13 protein-coding genes are annotated in these 15925 nt (G+C 61.5%); 7 read left to right on the top strand and 6 right to left on the bottom strand.

The features are described from left to right. Window positions 1–10 precede the first annotated feature (10 nt). From ACESUZ_RS02615 to ACESUZ_RS02590, 6 genes are all read right to left on the bottom strand, one after another. Entirely contained in the window at window positions 11–820 is an 810-nt protein-coding gene (locus ACESUZ_RS02615) for a gamma-glutamyl-gamma-aminobutyrate hydrolase family protein (protein WP_373198276.1), read from the bottom strand. An 87-nt stretch (window positions 821–907) separates the two neighbouring features. Then, entirely contained in the window at window positions 908–1672 is a 765-nt protein-coding gene (locus ACESUZ_RS02610; protein ID WP_022094659.1) for an amino acid ABC transporter ATP-binding protein, read from the bottom strand. Window positions 1673–1708: 36 nt separating this feature from the next. Then, a complete protein-coding gene (locus ACESUZ_RS02605) occupies window positions 1709–2542 on the bottom strand; it encodes an amino acid ABC transporter permease (RefSeq protein WP_373198275.1) in 834 nt (277 codons plus the stop codon). Further along, window positions 2539–3198, bottom strand: coding sequence for an amino acid ABC transporter permease (locus tag ACESUZ_RS02600; RefSeq protein WP_225093877.1), 660 nt, complete (start codon window positions 3196–3198; stop codon window positions 2539–2541). The genes ACESUZ_RS02605 and ACESUZ_RS02600 overlap by 4 nt, the downstream gene beginning before the upstream one ends. A gap of 139 nt (window positions 3199–3337) precedes the next feature. Next, complete coding sequence (locus ACESUZ_RS02595) at window positions 3338–4333, bottom strand: glutamate ABC transporter substrate-binding protein (protein ID WP_373198273.1); 996 nt, start codon at window positions 4331–4333, stop codon at window positions 3338–3340. Between the two features lie 457 nt (window positions 4334–4790). Then, complete coding sequence (locus ACESUZ_RS02590; protein WP_373198271.1) at window positions 4791–6572, bottom strand: 1-deoxy-D-xylulose-5-phosphate synthase; 1782 nt, start codon at window positions 6570–6572, stop codon at window positions 4791–4793. A gap of 228 nt (window positions 6573–6800) precedes the next feature. Here ACESUZ_RS02590 and ACESUZ_RS02585 point away from each other — a divergent pair, with 228 nt between their 5' ends. The 7 genes from ACESUZ_RS02585 to ACESUZ_RS02555 all read left to right on the top strand — a co-directional run bounded on the left by ACESUZ_RS02585 (window position 6801) and on the right by ACESUZ_RS02555 (window position 15850). Then, window positions 6801–7358, top strand: coding sequence for an HD domain-containing protein (locus tag ACESUZ_RS02585; RefSeq protein WP_373198269.1), 558 nt, complete (start codon window positions 6801–6803; stop codon window positions 7356–7358). 3 nt (window positions 7359–7361) lie between these two features. Next, window positions 7362–8381 carry a putative ABC transporter permease gene (locus tag ACESUZ_RS02580; RefSeq protein ID WP_373198267.1) on the top strand — a complete coding sequence of 340 codons (1020 nt, stop codon included), beginning with the start codon at window positions 7362–7364 and terminating at the stop codon, window positions 8379–8381. A gap of 26 nt (window positions 8382–8407) precedes the next feature. Next, window positions 8408–8554 (top strand): P-II family nitrogen regulator, encoded by a 147-nt coding sequence (locus ACESUZ_RS02575; RefSeq protein ID WP_373198266.1) that lies wholly within the window; start codon window positions 8408–8410, stop codon window positions 8552–8554. An 87-nt stretch (window positions 8555–8641) separates the two neighbouring features. Further along, complete coding sequence (locus ACESUZ_RS02570) at window positions 8642–9499, top strand: HAD family hydrolase (protein WP_373198264.1); 858 nt, start codon at window positions 8642–8644, stop codon at window positions 9497–9499. A gap of 472 nt (window positions 9500–9971) precedes the next feature. Continuing rightward, the gene (locus ACESUZ_RS02565; RefSeq protein WP_022094649.1) at window positions 9972–10097 is read left to right on the top strand and encodes a hypothetical protein; all 126 of its coding nucleotides are present in this window, start codon (window positions 9972–9974) and stop codon (window positions 10095–10097) included. Between the two features lie 249 nt (window positions 10098–10346). Then, entirely contained in the window at window positions 10347–11057 is a 711-nt protein-coding gene (locus tag ACESUZ_RS02560; protein ID WP_373198262.1) for a TetR/AcrR family transcriptional regulator, read from the top strand. A gap of 11 nt (window positions 11058–11068) precedes the next feature. After that, the gene (locus tag ACESUZ_RS02555) at window positions 11069–15850 is read left to right on the top strand and encodes an acyl-CoA dehydratase activase-related protein (RefSeq protein ID WP_373198260.1); all 4782 of its coding nucleotides are present in this window, start codon (window positions 11069–11071) and stop codon (window positions 15848–15850) included. Window positions 15851–15925: the final 75 nt, after the last annotated feature.

Here is a 15925-nt window from a genome sequence, read left to right as displayed (position 1 = left end):
GGTTTGCGGGCTAGCGGGCCTGCTTGACCTTTGCCGCTGCCTCGACAAACGACTTCCACAGGTTAAAGTCGGTCTCGAGCGTCTTCCACGTGTACTCGGGGTGCCATTGCACACCCAAGCAGAACGGCTGGCCTTCGACTTCGATACACTCGGGAACGCCGTCGGTTGCCTTGGCGACCAAGCGCGTGCTTTTACCCAGACGATCGACGCAGCAGTGGTGTGCGGAGTTGGTCTGGATCAGCCTGTGCCCGCCAACCGCGCGCTCCAGCAGCGAGCCCGGCACGACCTCGACAGGATGCACGGGGTCGTTGAGCACGTGGGTATGGCGCCACTGCGTGCGGCCCTCGCGCGCGCCCAGGCTCGGCACGTCCATGCACAGGGTGCCGCCGGTGGCGACATTAAGCAGCTGCGTGCCTCGGCAGGTGGTAAAGAGCGGCTTCTTGGCGCGAAGTACCTCGTTAACTAGCTTAAACTCAAAACGGTCGCGAATCTCGCAGCACAGCGTGGGGTCGTAAGGACGCTCGTCGCCCCAACGTTTGGGGTTGACGTCCGGGCCGCCGGGAATAGCGACACCATCGGCGATTTCCACGTAATGACGGATGACCTCAATGTCCTCGGTGATGGACATCTGCAGTGGCAGGCCGCCGGCGGCAAGGATGGCATCGACAAAGACGCTTGCGATTTCCTCGTTGGGAGAGAGCGTCTCGCTTAAAAACGGCTTTGCATCTTCCCAGCGCGGTGCGACGAGGATGAGTGGGCGGTCGGCGGGGGCGACGTCGACGTGCGGGGTGTAGGACGATGAGGTGCGGGTTCCGATCATAGGTGTTGCTTTCGAATCTGAAGGTGACAGGGCGCATGAGAGACGTGGGACAACGCTTCCGATGGATTTGCCCCACGGGGTGGCTGGCTAGTGCCCCTTGATGGAGTTGAGGAAGTCCTGGGCGCGCTTGGTCTGGGGATGGTCGAAGAACTCGTCGGGTGTGCCGGTTTCCACGATCTGGCCGTCGGCCATAAACACGACGCGATCGGCAACGCGGCGTGCGAAGTTCATCTCGTGCGTGATGACGATCATCGTCATGCCCTGCTGGGCTAGACGGACCATGACCTCGAGCACCTCGTTGATCATCTCGGGGTCAAGGGCGCTCGTGGGCTCGTCAAAAAGCATGGCCTTGGGTTGCATGGCAAGCGAGCGGGCGATGGCTACGCGCTGTTGCTGGCCGCCCGAGAGCTGTGCGGGCACCTTATCGGCCTGCTCGGCAACGCCCACGCGGCCCAGCAGGTCCATGGCGCGCTCGCGGGCCTCGTCCTTGGAGACACCCAGCACATCGACCGGCCCCAGCATGACGTTCTGCAGGACGGTCATATGTGCGAACAGGTTGAACTGCTGAAACACCATGCCCAGCTCGGCACGCATGCGGGCAAGATCCTTGCCTTCCTGCGGCAGGGGCTCGCCCTCGATGAGGATCTCGCCCGAGTCGATGGTTTCCAGACGGTTGATGGTGCGGCACATGGTCGACTTGCCCGAGCCCGAGGGTCCAATCACAACGACGACCTCGCCGCGGTCGACCGAGAGATTGATGTCGTTGAGGACGTGCAGATCGCCATAGTGCTTATCGACGTGTCTGAGCTCGATCAGCGGCTGATTGCCGGTGGAAGAGGTGCTCTGTGCCATGGTGCTCGGCTCCTTATGACTCGAAATGGCAAATCGTTAGCGGATGATGGTCGCGCCGGTCTTGTGCGAAACATAGACAGCGGCCTTGTTGATCGCGACGTTGATGAGGATGTAGATGACCGCGATTACCAGGTAGACCGACACGAGGGCGTCGTAGTTGGTAATGAGCACGCGGGCGTTTTGCATGAGGTCGGGGTAGCTCACCACATAGGCGACGGTGGTGTCTTTGGCTACGACCACAAGCTGCGAAATCAACGACGGAATGATAAACCGAATAGCCTGCGGCAACACGATTTTAAAGGTGATTTTGGCCTTGGAGAGACCGAGCGCCTGGGCGGCCTCGACCTGGCCGCGCGGCACGGCATTGACGCCGGCGCGGAAAATCTCGGCCAGCACGCCGGCTGCAGCGAGCGCGACGGGAAGCGTGAGCATCCAAAACGACGGCAGCGAGATCTTGTACTGGGGCAGCACCAAAAAGAAGAAGTAGATAAACAGCAGGCTCGGCACACCGCGGAAGAAATCGGTGAGCACACGGCAAACCAGCTGGAGCGGCTTAATGTCGCTGGTGCGGCCGAGCATAAGGGCTAGGCCCAGCACCAGCGCGATGGCGCCAGCGGTGAGTGCGACTTTAACGGTGCCCTCAAAGCCGGCAAGCAAGAACTTCCAGGTGGTGAGGTGCGTAAAGAAATACCAATAGTGGACCGAAAGCTGGCCGGTCACATAAAAGCGCTGCAGTACCAGGGCGACGAGCACGGCGACGGCAACGAGCGAGATAGCGGTGCCGATGCGAATCTTGGCGCGCATCTTGGGGCCGGGAGCCTCGTAGAGCGCATCGCGCATGGTAAGTGCAGGGGAGGAATGCTTGCTCATCGGAGGATCCTCACCTTCTTATCGATGTAGTTGCCAATGTGGCTCACCACAAAGGCTGTGCCCAGGTAGCCGAGTGCCGAGATAAAGAACGCGACGACGCCGCCGAGCGAGCGCGTGTTGATGTAGCTCACCACGCCGGTGAGCTCCTGCGGTTTAAGCGGCACCTGGCTACCGAGCGCGGTGGTGAGCATGACGGCGATAAAGAGGTTGGTCATGGGCAGCACGCTTGAGCGCAGTGCCTGTGGAATCACGATCTTGGCGAGGATACGGCTGAAGCTCATGCCGAGCGAACGGGCGGCTTCCACCTGGCCGACGCCGACGGTGTTGATGCCGCTCATAAAGTTCTCGGAACCAAAGGCCGAGCCCAAAAGGACCGTGGCGACGATAACGCAGGTGCGGTAGGGCAGGACGACCTTGAGCGGCGGAAGCGCATAGACGACGATGATAAGCAGCGCGATGCCGGGGATGTTACGGAAGACCTGGACATACAGGTCACCAAAGACGCGCAGCGGCTTGAGCGGCGACACGCGCATCACGGTGACGGCGACAGCCAGCACCATGGCGATGGCAAACGACTCAAGCGTCATGCCCCAGGTTGCTAGCAGCGCGTCGATATAGTTCTGGCCATAGAGCGACCAGAGCTCGGAGAGACTCATGCGGACCTCCCGCCGATAAGGAAAGGGGCTCCCGTGTGTACGGAAGCCCCGACAACTCAGTGAGGAAACAGTTTAGCGCAATAAAGCGAATCGTGCGTTTCCGTATGGTTTCGCAGCGGCTGATGCCCAGCTTGCGAGCTTAGGCGCCGACCTCGGGGAGCTCGGGAACATTGGTGTCGCCCGTACGGTCACCAATGCAGATCTGCCACAGCTCGGTCCAGGTGCCATCGTCCTCGATCTTCTTAAGGAAGTCGTTAACGAAGGCGACGCCGTCGGAATCGAGCGGCAGGCCGATGCCGTAGGGCTCCTTGCTGCCGAAGGGCTTGCCGGCGATCTTGTACTTACCGGGCTCGCGGACCAGGGCGCTTTGCTGCATGTTGTTGTCGATGACATAGGCGTCAACGCGACCCTGCTGGAGTGCCTGGCGGGCCTCCTCGTCGGTCTTGAACTCCTGCTGGCTGGCCTTGGGAGCGAACTCCTCCAGGATGGCGGGGCCGTTGGAGCCAGACTGGACGGCGACGTTCTTGTCGGCCAGGTCGTCGACGCTCTTGATGTCGTCGTTATCGGCGAGCACCAGGATAGCCTGCTGGGTGTAGTAGTAGGGACCGGCAAAGGAGACAAGCTTCTTGCGCTCGTCGGTGATGGTGTAGGTGGCAAAGACGGCGTCGACCTGGCCGTTCTGCAGGACGGACTCGCGCGTGTCCGAGGTCACCTGGGTGATCTCGACCTTGTTCTCGCCCAGAATGTAGTTGGACAGGAGCTGTGCGATACCGGCGTCGAAGCCGCGGGTCTGACCGTCTTTCTCGTTGAGGAGGGAGAAGAGCGTAGAGGTCTGAACGCCACCGATCTTAAAGACGCCGGCGTCCTTGACGGCCGTGGCCCAGGCGCTGGCGGCGATGGCGTCGTCATCGGCCTTGGGGCCGTTGTCGACGAGCTTGTCGAATGCCTTAGCGTCGAGCGTGGTGGAAGCCTCGGTATCATTGGAGCTCTTGGAGGAGCCGGCGGCGGAACCCTTGTCGGCCTCGGCGCTGGTGTCGGAGCAGCCGGCAAGACCAAGGCCGGCGACGGTTGCGAAGGTGGCGGCAACGAAGCCGCGGCGGTCGAGAACGACCTGCTGGGAGAGGTTCTTGCTCATAGTAGAACACCTTTCTCAATAAAATCCCTAGCGGTTGAGTAGAGTTATACCCTATTGCGCTCAGACGGGTCAACACGAAATAACTCAGAAACATACTTACCTTATGGGTTATTCTACCTACCAAAAAGGGACAGGCACCTTTGTGGTGGTTCTTGCAGATGTGGTGGCCTGTCTCGCTGCTTTGTCTCAATCTGTAACAGGTAGACGAGGAAATGGGTTCTAACTGTTACAGATCGAGATTTTCTCTTCAGGGGAATTCGAATGTCTCAATCTGTAACATCTGGACGGCCAAAAGGTCTCTATCTGTTACAGATTGAGACAAAGGTCAGGGACTAAGACGTCTTGTCTAGATCTGTAACAGTTAGACGGGAATTCGGGCTCTAGATGTTACAGATTGAGATAATCGCGTCGCGAAAATTAAAACCTCCGCAGGGATGCTTCCCTTGCGGAGGTTTTCTTACTCGTTGAGTAGCCTTACGGCTTCGGCGGCCATGTTCTCGACCGTCATGCCGTTCTGAGCGAGCAGCTCGTTGGGGTCGTAGCGGTCGGGGAAGCCCTTGGCGATGCCGAAGGTGCGCGTGCGCACGGGCGTGCAGGCCAGGTAGCACGCCACGCGCTCGCCCCAGCCGCCGTCCAAGATGCCGTCCTCGAGGGTGACGACGACGCGATGCTCGGCGGCAAGGCTGTCGAGGAACTCGCGGTCGAGCTCGGTTGCGAAGCGCGGGTTGACGAGCGTGGCTTCGATACCGTACTCGGCGGCCAAGCGGTTTGCCACACGCTCGCCTAGCTCAAAGAAATCGCCGAGCGCGAGCACGGCAACGTCGCGGCCCTGGCGCACCACGTTGTAGCGAACGGCGCTGTAGTCGGTGTCCTCGGCGGGCGCCAAATCGGGGCGGCTAACCAGGCCAATGCCCGGTACGCGGATCGCCACGGGATGCTCGCGGTGGTCGAGCGACCAGCTCAGCATGGACAGGTATTCCTCCATGCAGGCCGGCGCCAAGTAGCGCATGTTGGGAAGAGCGCCCAGCATGGAAATATCAAAGAACGAGAGGTGCGTCTCGGATGTGGTGCCAAAGATCGACGCGCCAAACACCAAGATGGTTGCGGGGGCATCGTTGAGGCACAGGTCGTGCCACAGCTCGTCGTAGGCGCGCTGCAAAAACGTGCCGTACACACCAAAGACTGGCTTGGCGCCCGAGCGCGCAAGCGCGGTGGCAAAGGTCACGGCGTGCTCCTCGGCAATGCCCACGTCGACAAACTGCTTACCTGCCGCAGCGCGAAGCTCGGGTGTAAAGCCCATGATGTAGGGCGTGGCGGCCGTGATGCCCACGACCTGCGAATCGCGCTCGATGGCGGTGCTGAGCGCCTCGCCCGTAATATCGGCATAGGTGCGCGGTGCGGGCTCGCTCGGATGGCCCGGGCAGAGCTTGCGCCCAGTCGCCATGTCAAACGGACCCACGTGGTGCCAGCGTTCCGGGTCGCTCTGGGCTGGCTCAAAGCCCTTGCCCTTGGCGGTGGAGACGTGCAGCACGATGGGGTGATCGATATTGCGCAGTTCCTGCAACGCGTCGACGAGGGCCAACACATCGTTACCGGCGTCCAGATAGCGGTAGTCGAGCCCCATCGCGCGGAAGACGTTGCGCTCACAGGCACCGTTGCTGGCGCGCAGCTCGGCCAGATTGCGATACAGGCCGCCATGGTTCTCGGCAATGGACTGGTCGTTATCGTTGACGATGATGATCAGGTTGCTATCGAGTTCGGCGGCATTGTTAAAGCCCTCAAACGCCAGGCCGCCCGAAAGCGAGCCGTCGCCAATGATGGTGATGACGTTATACGTGTCGCCCGCCAGGTCACGCGCGTGGGCAAGGCCGCAGCCCAGGCTCACCGACGTGGAGGTATGGCCCATGGCGAACAGGTCGTGCTCGGACTCGTTGGGATTGGCAAAGCCAGAAGCCTCACCATAACGCTCCGGATTGATATAGGTGTACGCGCGCCCGGTCAGCGCCTTGTGGGCGTAGGTCTGGTGCGACACGTCAAAGACAATTTTGTCGGTGGGGGAGTTAAACACGCGATGGAGCGCGACCGTGAGCTCAACGACGCCCAAGTTGGGGGCAACGTGCCCGCCGACAGCGGCGGAGCTTTCGAGGATGGCGTGGCGAATCTCGTCGCAGAGCAGCGGAAGCTCGGCGCGGTCGAGAGCCTTGACGTCCTCGGGCGTTGTCGTTTGCGTAAGCAGCATCGTTGTGGGTTACTCCATGCGAATCGTGCGCCGGCACTCCCTCGGCCGGCACAATTGCACAAGACAGTCTCGCACATTTTGGCGTTTGATATGTGACGGCGGCGCGGTAATTCGCCAACTGGTGGGGCAAAACGTTTTGTCCGATGCCATACTAGTAAATTCGATGATGATTTTATTCAATGCGTGCAGTCCGTGGTTTGCCGCCGTGAGCCGCTGGAAGGAGGCAGCATGTCCAGTGCCGTTCGTGCCGAGAAAATCGCGCGCGAGGTCGACGATGCCGCCCGCCAGCTGGCCCAGGCAGGCCGCTTGGACCTGACGCACGAGTTTATCCAGCATGGTGACGTGACGGTCTATGCACATGTGACTTCGGTAGCGCGGGCGAGCCTGTCCTTTGCCGAGCGCTTGGGCCGTGCTGGCATTTCGGTCGACCGTGCCTCGTTGCTGCGCGGGGCCCTGCTGCACGATTACTTTCTCTACGATTGGCACGAGCCCGACCCAAGCCATCGCCTGCACGGATTTCGACATCCGTTTTTTGCCCTGGCGCGTGCCGAGGAGGATTTTGAGCTGACGCCGCGCGAGCGGAATATTATCGTGCGGCATATGTTTCCGCTGGTACCGGTGCCGCCGACGTGCCGTGAGGCATGGATTGTGTGTCTGGCTGATAAGTGGTGCGCGCTGCGCGAGACGGTCGCCGGCCGTCTGCCGCGCAAAGACGACGCGAACGATTTGAGCGAGGGCTCGAGCGACGGCTCGAGCAAAGATTCGAGTGAAAAGAGGAGAGGGTAGACGGTGGGGACCGCGATCGACATGGCATTTGACGGCGCGACGCTTGCCGCCTGTCCGCTTTCGGCACTGGTGCTCTCGTTCGCCTTCTACGGGTTTTGCGGCTGGGCATGGGAATCGACGGTCTGCGCCATGCTCAACCACGGACGCTTTGCCAACAGCGGCTTTTTGCTGGGACCGTGTTGCCCCATCTATGGCGCGGGCGGCATTGCCTGCTGGCTGCTGTTGCGCGGAATTCCTGACGCGTCGAGCCAGTTTGTCGCTGCAGCGCTCGTATGCAGCGTGATTGAGTACAGCGTGGGCGTGCTGCTGGAAAAAACAACAGGCGCTCGCTTTTGGGACTATTCGCACCTGCCGTTTAACCTGCACGGACGCATCTGTCTGTACTGGGCATGCGCGTTTGGCCTGGGTGCGTTGTGCATTCGTCGCGTGGTGGAGCCGGCGGTGTTGGGCCTGCTTGCCCATCTGCCGGTGCTGATTGTGCGGCTGTCCGCCTTTATCGTCGCGGTCGCGATGATGGTCGACGCGGTGTGCTCGTTGGCGAGCTGGCGGCGTCTGTCCGATCAGTTGGAGCGCGTCCGGGCCGACCTTGCCGACCGCATCAATGAGTCGCTTGCCGATGTGTCAGACTCCATGCTCGAACGTATTCCCGATTCGGCGATCGACTCGGTGGCACAGACGCACATCCGCAGCCGTGCCGTTAACGCGTGGCTGGCGGAGCTGGGCGACGCGACGCTCGATGCCCTGCGCGAGAAGGCTTCGATGCCGACGTTTATCTCGGATGGTGCTCGCGGCCTGGCGCTCGCTGCCCGCCGCGTGGCCGATGCCGCGCCGAGCATGCCGCGTCCGTCGCTCAGCCGTCGCCTTGCCGGTAAGCGCATGAGCCGTCCGGTACCGAGCGTGTCACTCAGTCGTCGTGACCTGCGCTTTTTCAATGCCTTCCCGCGTCTGCGCATCAATCGCTACGAAGGTGTCATTCGAGCAACTAATCTCCGCGACCGCGCCCACGAGCTGTTTCGGCGCTAGCCGGGATGGGCGCGCTCACGGCTCCCTTGCTCGCGTATTTCCCGTTCGTTTCGCGTCCGTTGCCGCGCCGTTTCCAAGATTGCGGCACCGTTGGAGACGGCAAGATTTGGGTCGAGCCGGTCGAGGAAGTCATCCGCATCCGTACCGGCGAACACGGCCCCGCCGCGGTGTAGAACAATCTTTCGCCTGACGGGCGTGCCTCTCTTGGGGTGCGCCCGTTCTCGTCTACAATATCGTGCAGACGAAGGAGAGGCATGCCCATGATCAAGATGTTTGCGAGTGACTTAGACGGAACGCTGCTGAATGCCCTACACGAGGCCGACGGAACCATCCGCCGCGCCATTCGCGAGCTGACCGAAGCCGGGCTGCATGTGGTTCCCGCGACCGGACGCTCGACGCTGCCGATCGGCGAGCATGGCTTCACAGGTCTGGCACTCGACGCCTGCTGCTCCAACGGATCCATCGTGCGCGACAGCCATGGTGAGGTGCTCAAGACCTGGACCATCGACCCGCAGGTTACCGAGGAGCTGCTCAAAGCGTTCCCGGACATTTGCTTCGACTGCTCCACGCCCGACGGCATGTTCTCGAGCGGTTCGTTCGAGATGCACCAGGCGGGCTTTAAAAAGGACAGTCCTATCAAGCGCATCGTGATGCGCGGCATGCGTGCACGTGGCGGGTATCACGAGGAACAGTATTTCGACCAGTCGATCGGTGACATTCTGCGCCACGATGTGTGCAAGATCAACTGCCGCGTGACCTCGCCCGAGCTGGAGCGCGACCTTAAGGCGTATTTGGTCGAGCGCTCGGACCGCGTGGTCAACGCGCCGTTTGACCCGGTGATGTTTGAGATTACGGACGTAGCGTGCAACAAGGGCGAGAGCGTGGCCTGGCTGGCGGGTTACTACGGTATTGCCGAGGACGAGGTCGCGGTCTACGGCGACGGCGGCAACGACATTGCCATGCTCAAGCGTTTCCGCCACAGCTACGCGACCAAAAACGCAAGCGATGCAGCCAAGGCCGCCGCGAGCGCGACCATCGGCAGCTGCATGGTCCACACCGTCCCCAAACACATGCTCGCCACCATGCGCAAGCAAAACTCCCGCACCGTCATCGAATGATGTGACAAAGGGACGGCCCCTCTGTCACATGGGAGATGCCGGCTTTTGGCGTATAGGACTGTCTCGCTTTCGCCACCAACAAATTTCGAGTTATTCGGCCTGTCGGAGGTCGTTAAATGGCTAAAGATGCCCTCTCGGGAACATTCATACCTCTAATGGTGTTTGATTCGGTGTCGTAAGTGCGCAAATGGGCATGTATGCGCTCAAATAAGGACAAAAAACCCTCAGATAATCCCGGCGGTGCATTTATACAGAACTAGCAGCGTGGCCGAATAACTCGAAAAATGTAGGTGGCAGTTCGGCGACAAGCTCGGGTACGGCAAAGGAACTGTTCCTTCGCCGTACCCGAGCTCCGATCTTCTGAAATACGAACAAACATTCGCATATCTAACTGCGCTTTGATAGAATTGATACTGTTGGCGGCAGTTCCATGTGCCGGGCAACGCCCTCCATCTGATGGGAGGTGATGCCCATGACCGATTTGATTGATTTCGTGAGACTTCTGACCGCTTTGGTCTCGTTCTTCACGGCGCTTGTCGGCCTTTCCGAGGCACTCAAGCAGCGTTCGAAGCGCAACAGAAGGGGTCGCCGCCGCTAAGGCGTTGACCCCCTAATGCAAACAACGACGCTGCCCAGCTTTGCAGAACTTGGGCTGCCGTCGACATTATTCTACCCACGAATGACATTTTGGACAATCGGTAATGCCGCTCCAAAAGCCAGGTGGGTTGTGACAAAGGGACTGTCCCTTTGTCACATCCAAAATATTGCCTTTACGTGTTGATGCACACGGTGTGCAATAATACTCGCACTGTGCAATAGCGCACAGGTTGAGTAACAAGGAGGACGCTTGTCCCAGCTCGAGAAATGCGATCGCCGGTCCCTTCGCTCGCAGCGTGCCCTTCGCCAGGCACTTGCCAGCGAGCTTGCCGAAAGCGGCGACCTTTCGCGCATTAATGTCGCGTCGCTCACCGAGCGCGCCGGCCTTACGCGCCGCACGTTCTATTCGCACTACCGCGATATTCCCGACTTTATCAATCAAATCGAGGATGGCTTGCTGGCCGAGATCCGTGAGCGCATTGAGCTCATCACCGCAGCTCAGCTGCCCGACCTCTATCACAACATCGATGAGCTCGAGCCGGCGCCCGGTTCGGTTGAGCTGCTGCGTTATCTTGCGGCCAACCGCGACTTAATCGGTGCGCTGCTGGGTCCGGGCGGCGACCAGGCCTTCATTAAAAGGATCATCGACACCGCTCGTGAGGCCGTGGTGCCGCGTGCGCAGACGGGCATTTTGGGCCTGGCGCTGGGCACGTTCTTTGACTACTACGTCACCTACGTCGTGAGTGCCGAGGTCGGCCTGATTCAGCGCTGGTTTGAGCGTGGGCTCACCGAATCGCCCGAGGCCATGGCGCGTATTATGACGGTGCTCGCTTTTGTGCGCCCTGGTGACCTGTATGGCCAACCCATCGATATCAACGTGCCGGAATACGGCATGAAGCTATTGAACCTGCAGCTCGAGGACGCGGCCGACGCCGCCGCGCCCGTCGAGTCCAACAACTAAGAGGAGAGACAATGAGCAAACTCGTCGAGGGCATCAAGGACCGCATGGTCGCTGCCGCACGCGAGGCCGCGCCCACCGTGATGGACGCCGCGCAGAAGGCCGCGACCGCGGCTGCCGAGAAAGTTGCCGAGGCAATTGTCGATGCCAAGAACGCGGCAGGGGAGGCGTCCGTCACCAGCGAGCCCGCCACCGCCGCTGAGCCCGTAGCCGCCGCCCACGCCCCCGAAGGCGCGATCTTCAACCCCGACAACGCCCACGGCAACCTGCACCTGGGCATCGACGTGGGCTCCACCACCGTTAAGCTTGCCGTGCTCAACGACGACAACCAGATTGTCTACGCCAAGTACCAGCGTCACCACACCGACGTCCGCGCTTGCGCCCGCGACTTGTTCGAGGGTGCCGCGACCGTGCTGCCGACGGCCCAAATGACCTGCGCCATTACCGGTTCGGGCGGCCTGCTGCTGTCCCAGTGGCTCGACCTGGAGTTTGTCCAGGAGGTCATCGCCAGCAAGCGCGCTGTCGAGACCCTCATCCCGGCCACCGACGTCGCCATCGAGCTGGGCGGCGAGGACGCCAAGATCATCTACTTTGACAACGGCATCGAGCAGCGCATGAACGGCACCTGCGCCGGCGGTACGGGCGCGTTCATCGACCAGATGGCAACCCTGCTGCACACCGATGCCAGCGGCCTTAACGAACTCGCGGCCAACGCCACCACCATCTATCCCATCGCCAGCCGCTGCGGCGTCTTTGCCAAGACCGACGTCCAACCGCTGCTCAACGAGGGCGCCCGCCCCGAGGACGTGGCCGCCTCCATCTTCCAGGCTGTCGTGACCCAGACCATTTCGGGCCTGGCGTGTGGCCGTCCCATCCGCGGCAACGTTGCCTTCCTGGGCGGCCCGCTGCAGTACCTCTCCGAGCTGCGCCACCGCTTCTACCTCACGCTCAACCTGGACGAGGAGCACCGCATTGTGCCCCAAAACGCTCACCTGTTCGTGGCGAGCGGCGCCGCCATGGCGCACGAGTCCAACAAGCTCAGCACGTTCCCGCAGCTCATCGAGGCCATCGACAGCCTGGGTGACACCCAAGGTGCCGAGGTCGAGCGCTTGGACCCGCTCTTTGCCACCGACGAGGATTTTGCCGAGTTCAAAACCCGCCACGACCAGGAAGTCGTCCCCAAGGGCAAACTCGAAGGCTACACCGGCCGCATGTTCATTGGCATCGACGCCGGTTCCACCACCATGAAGGCCGCGCTCGTGGGCGAGGACGGTCAGCTGCTGCACACCTGGTACGGCAACAACAACGGCGACATCCTGGGCACGGCCAAGGTTATCATGGCCGATTTCTACAACCACATTCCCGCCGGCTGCACCATCGGCCACGTGACTACCACGGGCTACGGCGAGGCGCTGCTCATCGAGGCCCTCAAGGCCGACTCCGGCGAGATCGAGACCGTTGCGCACCTGCGCGGCGCCAAGGCGTTCCTGCCCGGCGTCGAGTTCATTCTGGACATTGGCGGCCAGGACATGAAGTGTCTGCGCGTCAAGGACGGCGTCATCGAGCACATCATGCTCAACGAGGCCTGCTCGTCGGGCTGCGGCAGCTTTATCGAGAGCTTCGCCGTGTCTATGAACATGGACGTGCGCGCGTTCGCCGATGCCGCCATCCATGCCAAGGCCCCGGTCGATTTGGGCAGTCGCTGCACGGTCTTTATGAACTCGCGCGTTAAGCAGGCGCAAAAGGAAGGCGCCACAGTGGGCGACATCGCGGCCGGCCTGTCCTATTCCGTCATCAAGAATGCCCTGTTCAAGGTTATTAAGCTGCGCGATCCCAAGGAGATCGGCAGCCAGGTGATCGTTCAGGGCGGCACTTTTATGTCCGATGCCACGCTGCGTGCGTTTGAGCAGCTCACCGGCGTTCACGCCGTGCGCCCCGACATCGCCGGCTGCATGGGTGCCTACGGTGCTGCCCTGCTCGCCCGCGATCGCGCCGGCGCCGATGGCACTTCGACCATCCTTTCGGCCGAGGACATCGCGCACCTCACCGTGACGCAAAAGCATGTCCGCTGCGGCCGTTGCTCCAACAACTGCCAGCTTACCGTCAACGACTTTGGCGGCGGCAGGCGCTTCATTACCGGTAACCGCTGCGAGAAGGGTGCCGGCCACAAAAAGCAAAAGACCGAGGCCCCCAACCTCTTCAAAAAGAAAAACGAGCTGCTCTTTAACCGCGAGGTCCTGAGTCCCGACGAGGCTCCGCGCGGCACCGTGGGTATCCCGCGTGCACTCAACATGTACGAGAACTACCCCTTCTGGCACGCGTTCTTTACGCGCCTGGGCTTTAGCGTACAGCTGTCCGACCAGTCGAGCAAGAAGACCTACCAGGCAGGCATCGAGTCCATGCCGTCCGAGAGCGTGTGCTATCCGGCTAAGATGAGCCACGGCCACGTGATGAACCTCATCGACCGTGACGTCGACTTTATCTGGATGCCGTGCGTGCGCTGGGAGCGCAAGGAGGATCCGACCGCTGGCAACTGCTATAACTGCCCTATCGTCATGAGCTACCCCACGGCGCTGGCGCTCAATATCGACGAGATCCGCGAGCAGAACATCGAGTTCCTGTATCCGTTTGTGCCCTATCACGACAAGACCGAGCTCAAGCGCCGTCTGTACCAGGTGCTCGCCGTCGACCGTGTGGCCGATGCTGAGGCCGGTCGCGGTCGCGTGCGCGGTCCTAAAATCACGCGCTCCGAGGTTGATGCCGCCGTCAACGCTGCTTTTGAGGCCGACGCGCGCTTCCACGAGGATATCCAGACCATGGGCGAGGAGGCTCTCAAGTGGGTCGAGGACCACGGCGGCCACGGCATTGTGCTCGCCGGCCGTCCCTACCATAACGATCCCGAGATCAACCATGCTCTGCCCGAGCTTATCTCGAGCTTTGGCTTTGCGGTCTTTACCGAGGATTCGCTTGCACACCTGGTAAAGCCCGAGCGTCCGATTCGCGTCGTCGACCAGTGGATGTACCACAGCCGCCTGTACGCCGTCGCCCGTTTTGTGACGATGCGCAACGACCTGGACCTGATCCAGCTCAACTCTTTCGGCTGTGGCCTGGACGCTCTGACCACCGACCAGGTGCAGGAGATTCTGGAGGCCAGCGGCAAGATCTACACCGTACTCAAGATCGACGAGGTGTCAAACCTGGGCGCCGCGCGCATCCGCATCCGTTCGCTCATGGCCGCGCTTAAGGACCAGGAGGCCGAGCGCTTGGCCGAGGCCACGGCAGCGGGCGAGGCCTACGAGCAAGGCGATGCCGCGCCGGTGGCACCCTCTACGGATGCCCCCGCGTTCGCGAGCCGCAAGTACACGTTTGAGGCGCAGCGTGAGAGCGCATCGACCGCGTGGCCCAAGGTGCCCTTTACCGAGCAGATGCGCGAGGAGGGCTACACCATCCTGTGCCCGCAGATGGCGCCGATCCACTTTGACCTGGTCAAAGAGGTGTTCCGTGGTGCTGGCTACAACTTGGAGCTGCTGCCCTCGACCGATCACGACGCTGTCGAGGCTGGCCTGCGCTATGTGAACAATGACATTTGCTACCCGTCGATTCTGGTAACGGGCCAGATTATGGAGGCCATCGAGAGCGGCCGGTACGACCTGTCCAAGACGGCCGTGGTTATCAGCCAGACCGGCGGCGGCTGCCGTGCCACCAACTACATCGCACTCATCCGCAAGGCCCTGCGCGAGAGCGGCCACCCCGAGATCCCGGTGATCTCGCTTTCGGCCGTGGCGCTCGGCGAGGATAATCCTGGCTTTAAGATTACGCCGGCGCTGCTCAAGCAAGCAGTCTACGCGGTGCTCTTTGGCGACGTGATGATGCAGATGCTCTATCGTTGCCGTCCGTACGAGGCTACGCCCGGTGCCGCCAATGCGCTCTACGAGGAGTACATGGCGCGCGCCCGCAAGCTGGCGCCCAAGTTCAACAGGCATAATTACACCAAGCTGTGCCGCGAAGCCATCCGCGCGTTCGATACCATGCCGCTCGTGGGCGAGGGCACCAAGCCGCGCGTGGGCGTGGTCGGCGAGATCTTGGTCAAGTTCCATCCCACGGCCAACAACCACGTGGTCGACGTTATCGAGCGCGAGGGCTGCGAGGCCGTGGTGCCGGGCCTGCTCGACTTCTTCCTGTACTCCATGAGCAACGCCGAGCTGCAGAAGGATGAGCTGGGTAGCTCTGCTACAACGCGTGCGGGCATGCAGGCGCTCATCAAGCTCGTGGACTGGATGCGTACGCCGGTGGAGGAGATGCTCGAAAAGTCCCGCCGCTTTGAGGCGCCCGAGCGCATCGGCACCATGGCCGATAAGGCCCGCACGGTGCTTTCGGTGTGCAACAACATGGGCGAGGGCTGGCTGCTCACGGCTGAGATGCTCGATCTGATTGACCACGGTGCGCCCAACATCATCTGCACGCAGCCCTTCGCGTGCCTGCCCAACCACGTGGTGGGCAAGGCCGTGATCAAGGAGCTGCGCCGCCAACATCCCGAGAGCAACATCGTCGCGGTGGACTACGACCCCGGTGCATCCGAGGTCAACCAGCTCAACCGTATTAAGCTCATGATCAGCGTGGCAAAGGAGAACATGCGCGCCGGCAAGGGCTTTAAGCTCGAGAAGGTGGCGCCGCTCGCGATGGACGAGGTCACCGGTCAGATGCATGCCCACGACGGCTGTGCGAGCTGCGGATCTGCCAGTGAGGAGGCCGTTGCATCGGTCGCCAAGCGCCTGGGGCGCGGCATTAAGAAGTAGCTGGTCTGCTATGGGCTAGATATGAGACAAACGGGTGGTAGCCGTAGCGGCTGCCACCCGTTTTTACTGGACATG

This window comes from Collinsella aerofaciens ATCC 25986, from assembly GCF_964239575.1.
In the GTDB taxonomy this organism is placed as follows: Bacteria; Actinomycetota; Coriobacteriia; order Coriobacteriales; family Coriobacteriaceae; genus Collinsella; species Collinsella aerofaciens_BQ.
Note: the sequence above shows the minus strand (reverse complement) of the source record. Positions and strands in the feature narration are given on the sequence as shown.

What these genes read in the sequence shown, in the direction of transcription:
- ACESUZ_RS02605 (WP_373198275.1), bottom strand. Translation starts at nt 2,542, where the DNA reads ATGAGCAAGCATTCCTCCCCTGCACTTACCATGCGCGATGCGCTCTAC.
- ACESUZ_RS02585 (WP_373198269.1), top strand. Translation starts at nt 6,801, where the DNA reads ATGTCCAGTGCCGTTCGTGCCGAGAAAATCGCGCGCGAGGTCGACGAT.
- ACESUZ_RS02570 (WP_373198264.1), top strand. Translation starts at nt 8,642, where the DNA reads ATGATCAAGATGTTTGCGAGTGACTTAGACGGAACGCTGCTGAATGCC.
- ACESUZ_RS02595 (WP_373198273.1), bottom strand. Translation starts at nt 4,333, where the DNA reads ATGAGCAAGAACCTCTCCCAGCAGGTCGTTCTCGACCGCCGCGGCTTC.
- ACESUZ_RS02565 (WP_022094649.1), top strand. Translation starts at nt 9,972, where the DNA reads ATGACCGATTTGATTGATTTCGTGAGACTTCTGACCGCTTTGGTCTCG.
- ACESUZ_RS02555 (WP_373198260.1), top strand. Translation starts at nt 11,069, where the DNA reads ATGAGCAAACTCGTCGAGGGCATCAAGGACCGCATGGTCGCTGCCGCA.
- ACESUZ_RS02610 (WP_022094659.1), bottom strand. Translation starts at nt 1,672, where the DNA reads ATGGCACAGAGCACCTCTTCCACCGGCAATCAGCCGCTGATCGAGCTC.
- ACESUZ_RS02600 (WP_225093877.1), bottom strand. Translation starts at nt 3,198, where the DNA reads ATGAGTCTCTCCGAGCTCTGGTCGCTCTATGGCCAGAACTATATCGAC.
- ACESUZ_RS02590 (WP_373198271.1), bottom strand. Translation starts at nt 6,572, where the DNA reads ATGCTGCTTACGCAAACGACAACGCCCGAGGACGTCAAGGCTCTCGAC.
- ACESUZ_RS02615 (WP_373198276.1), bottom strand. Translation starts at nt 820, where the DNA reads ATGATCGGAACCCGCACCTCATCGTCCTACACCCCGCACGTCGACGTC.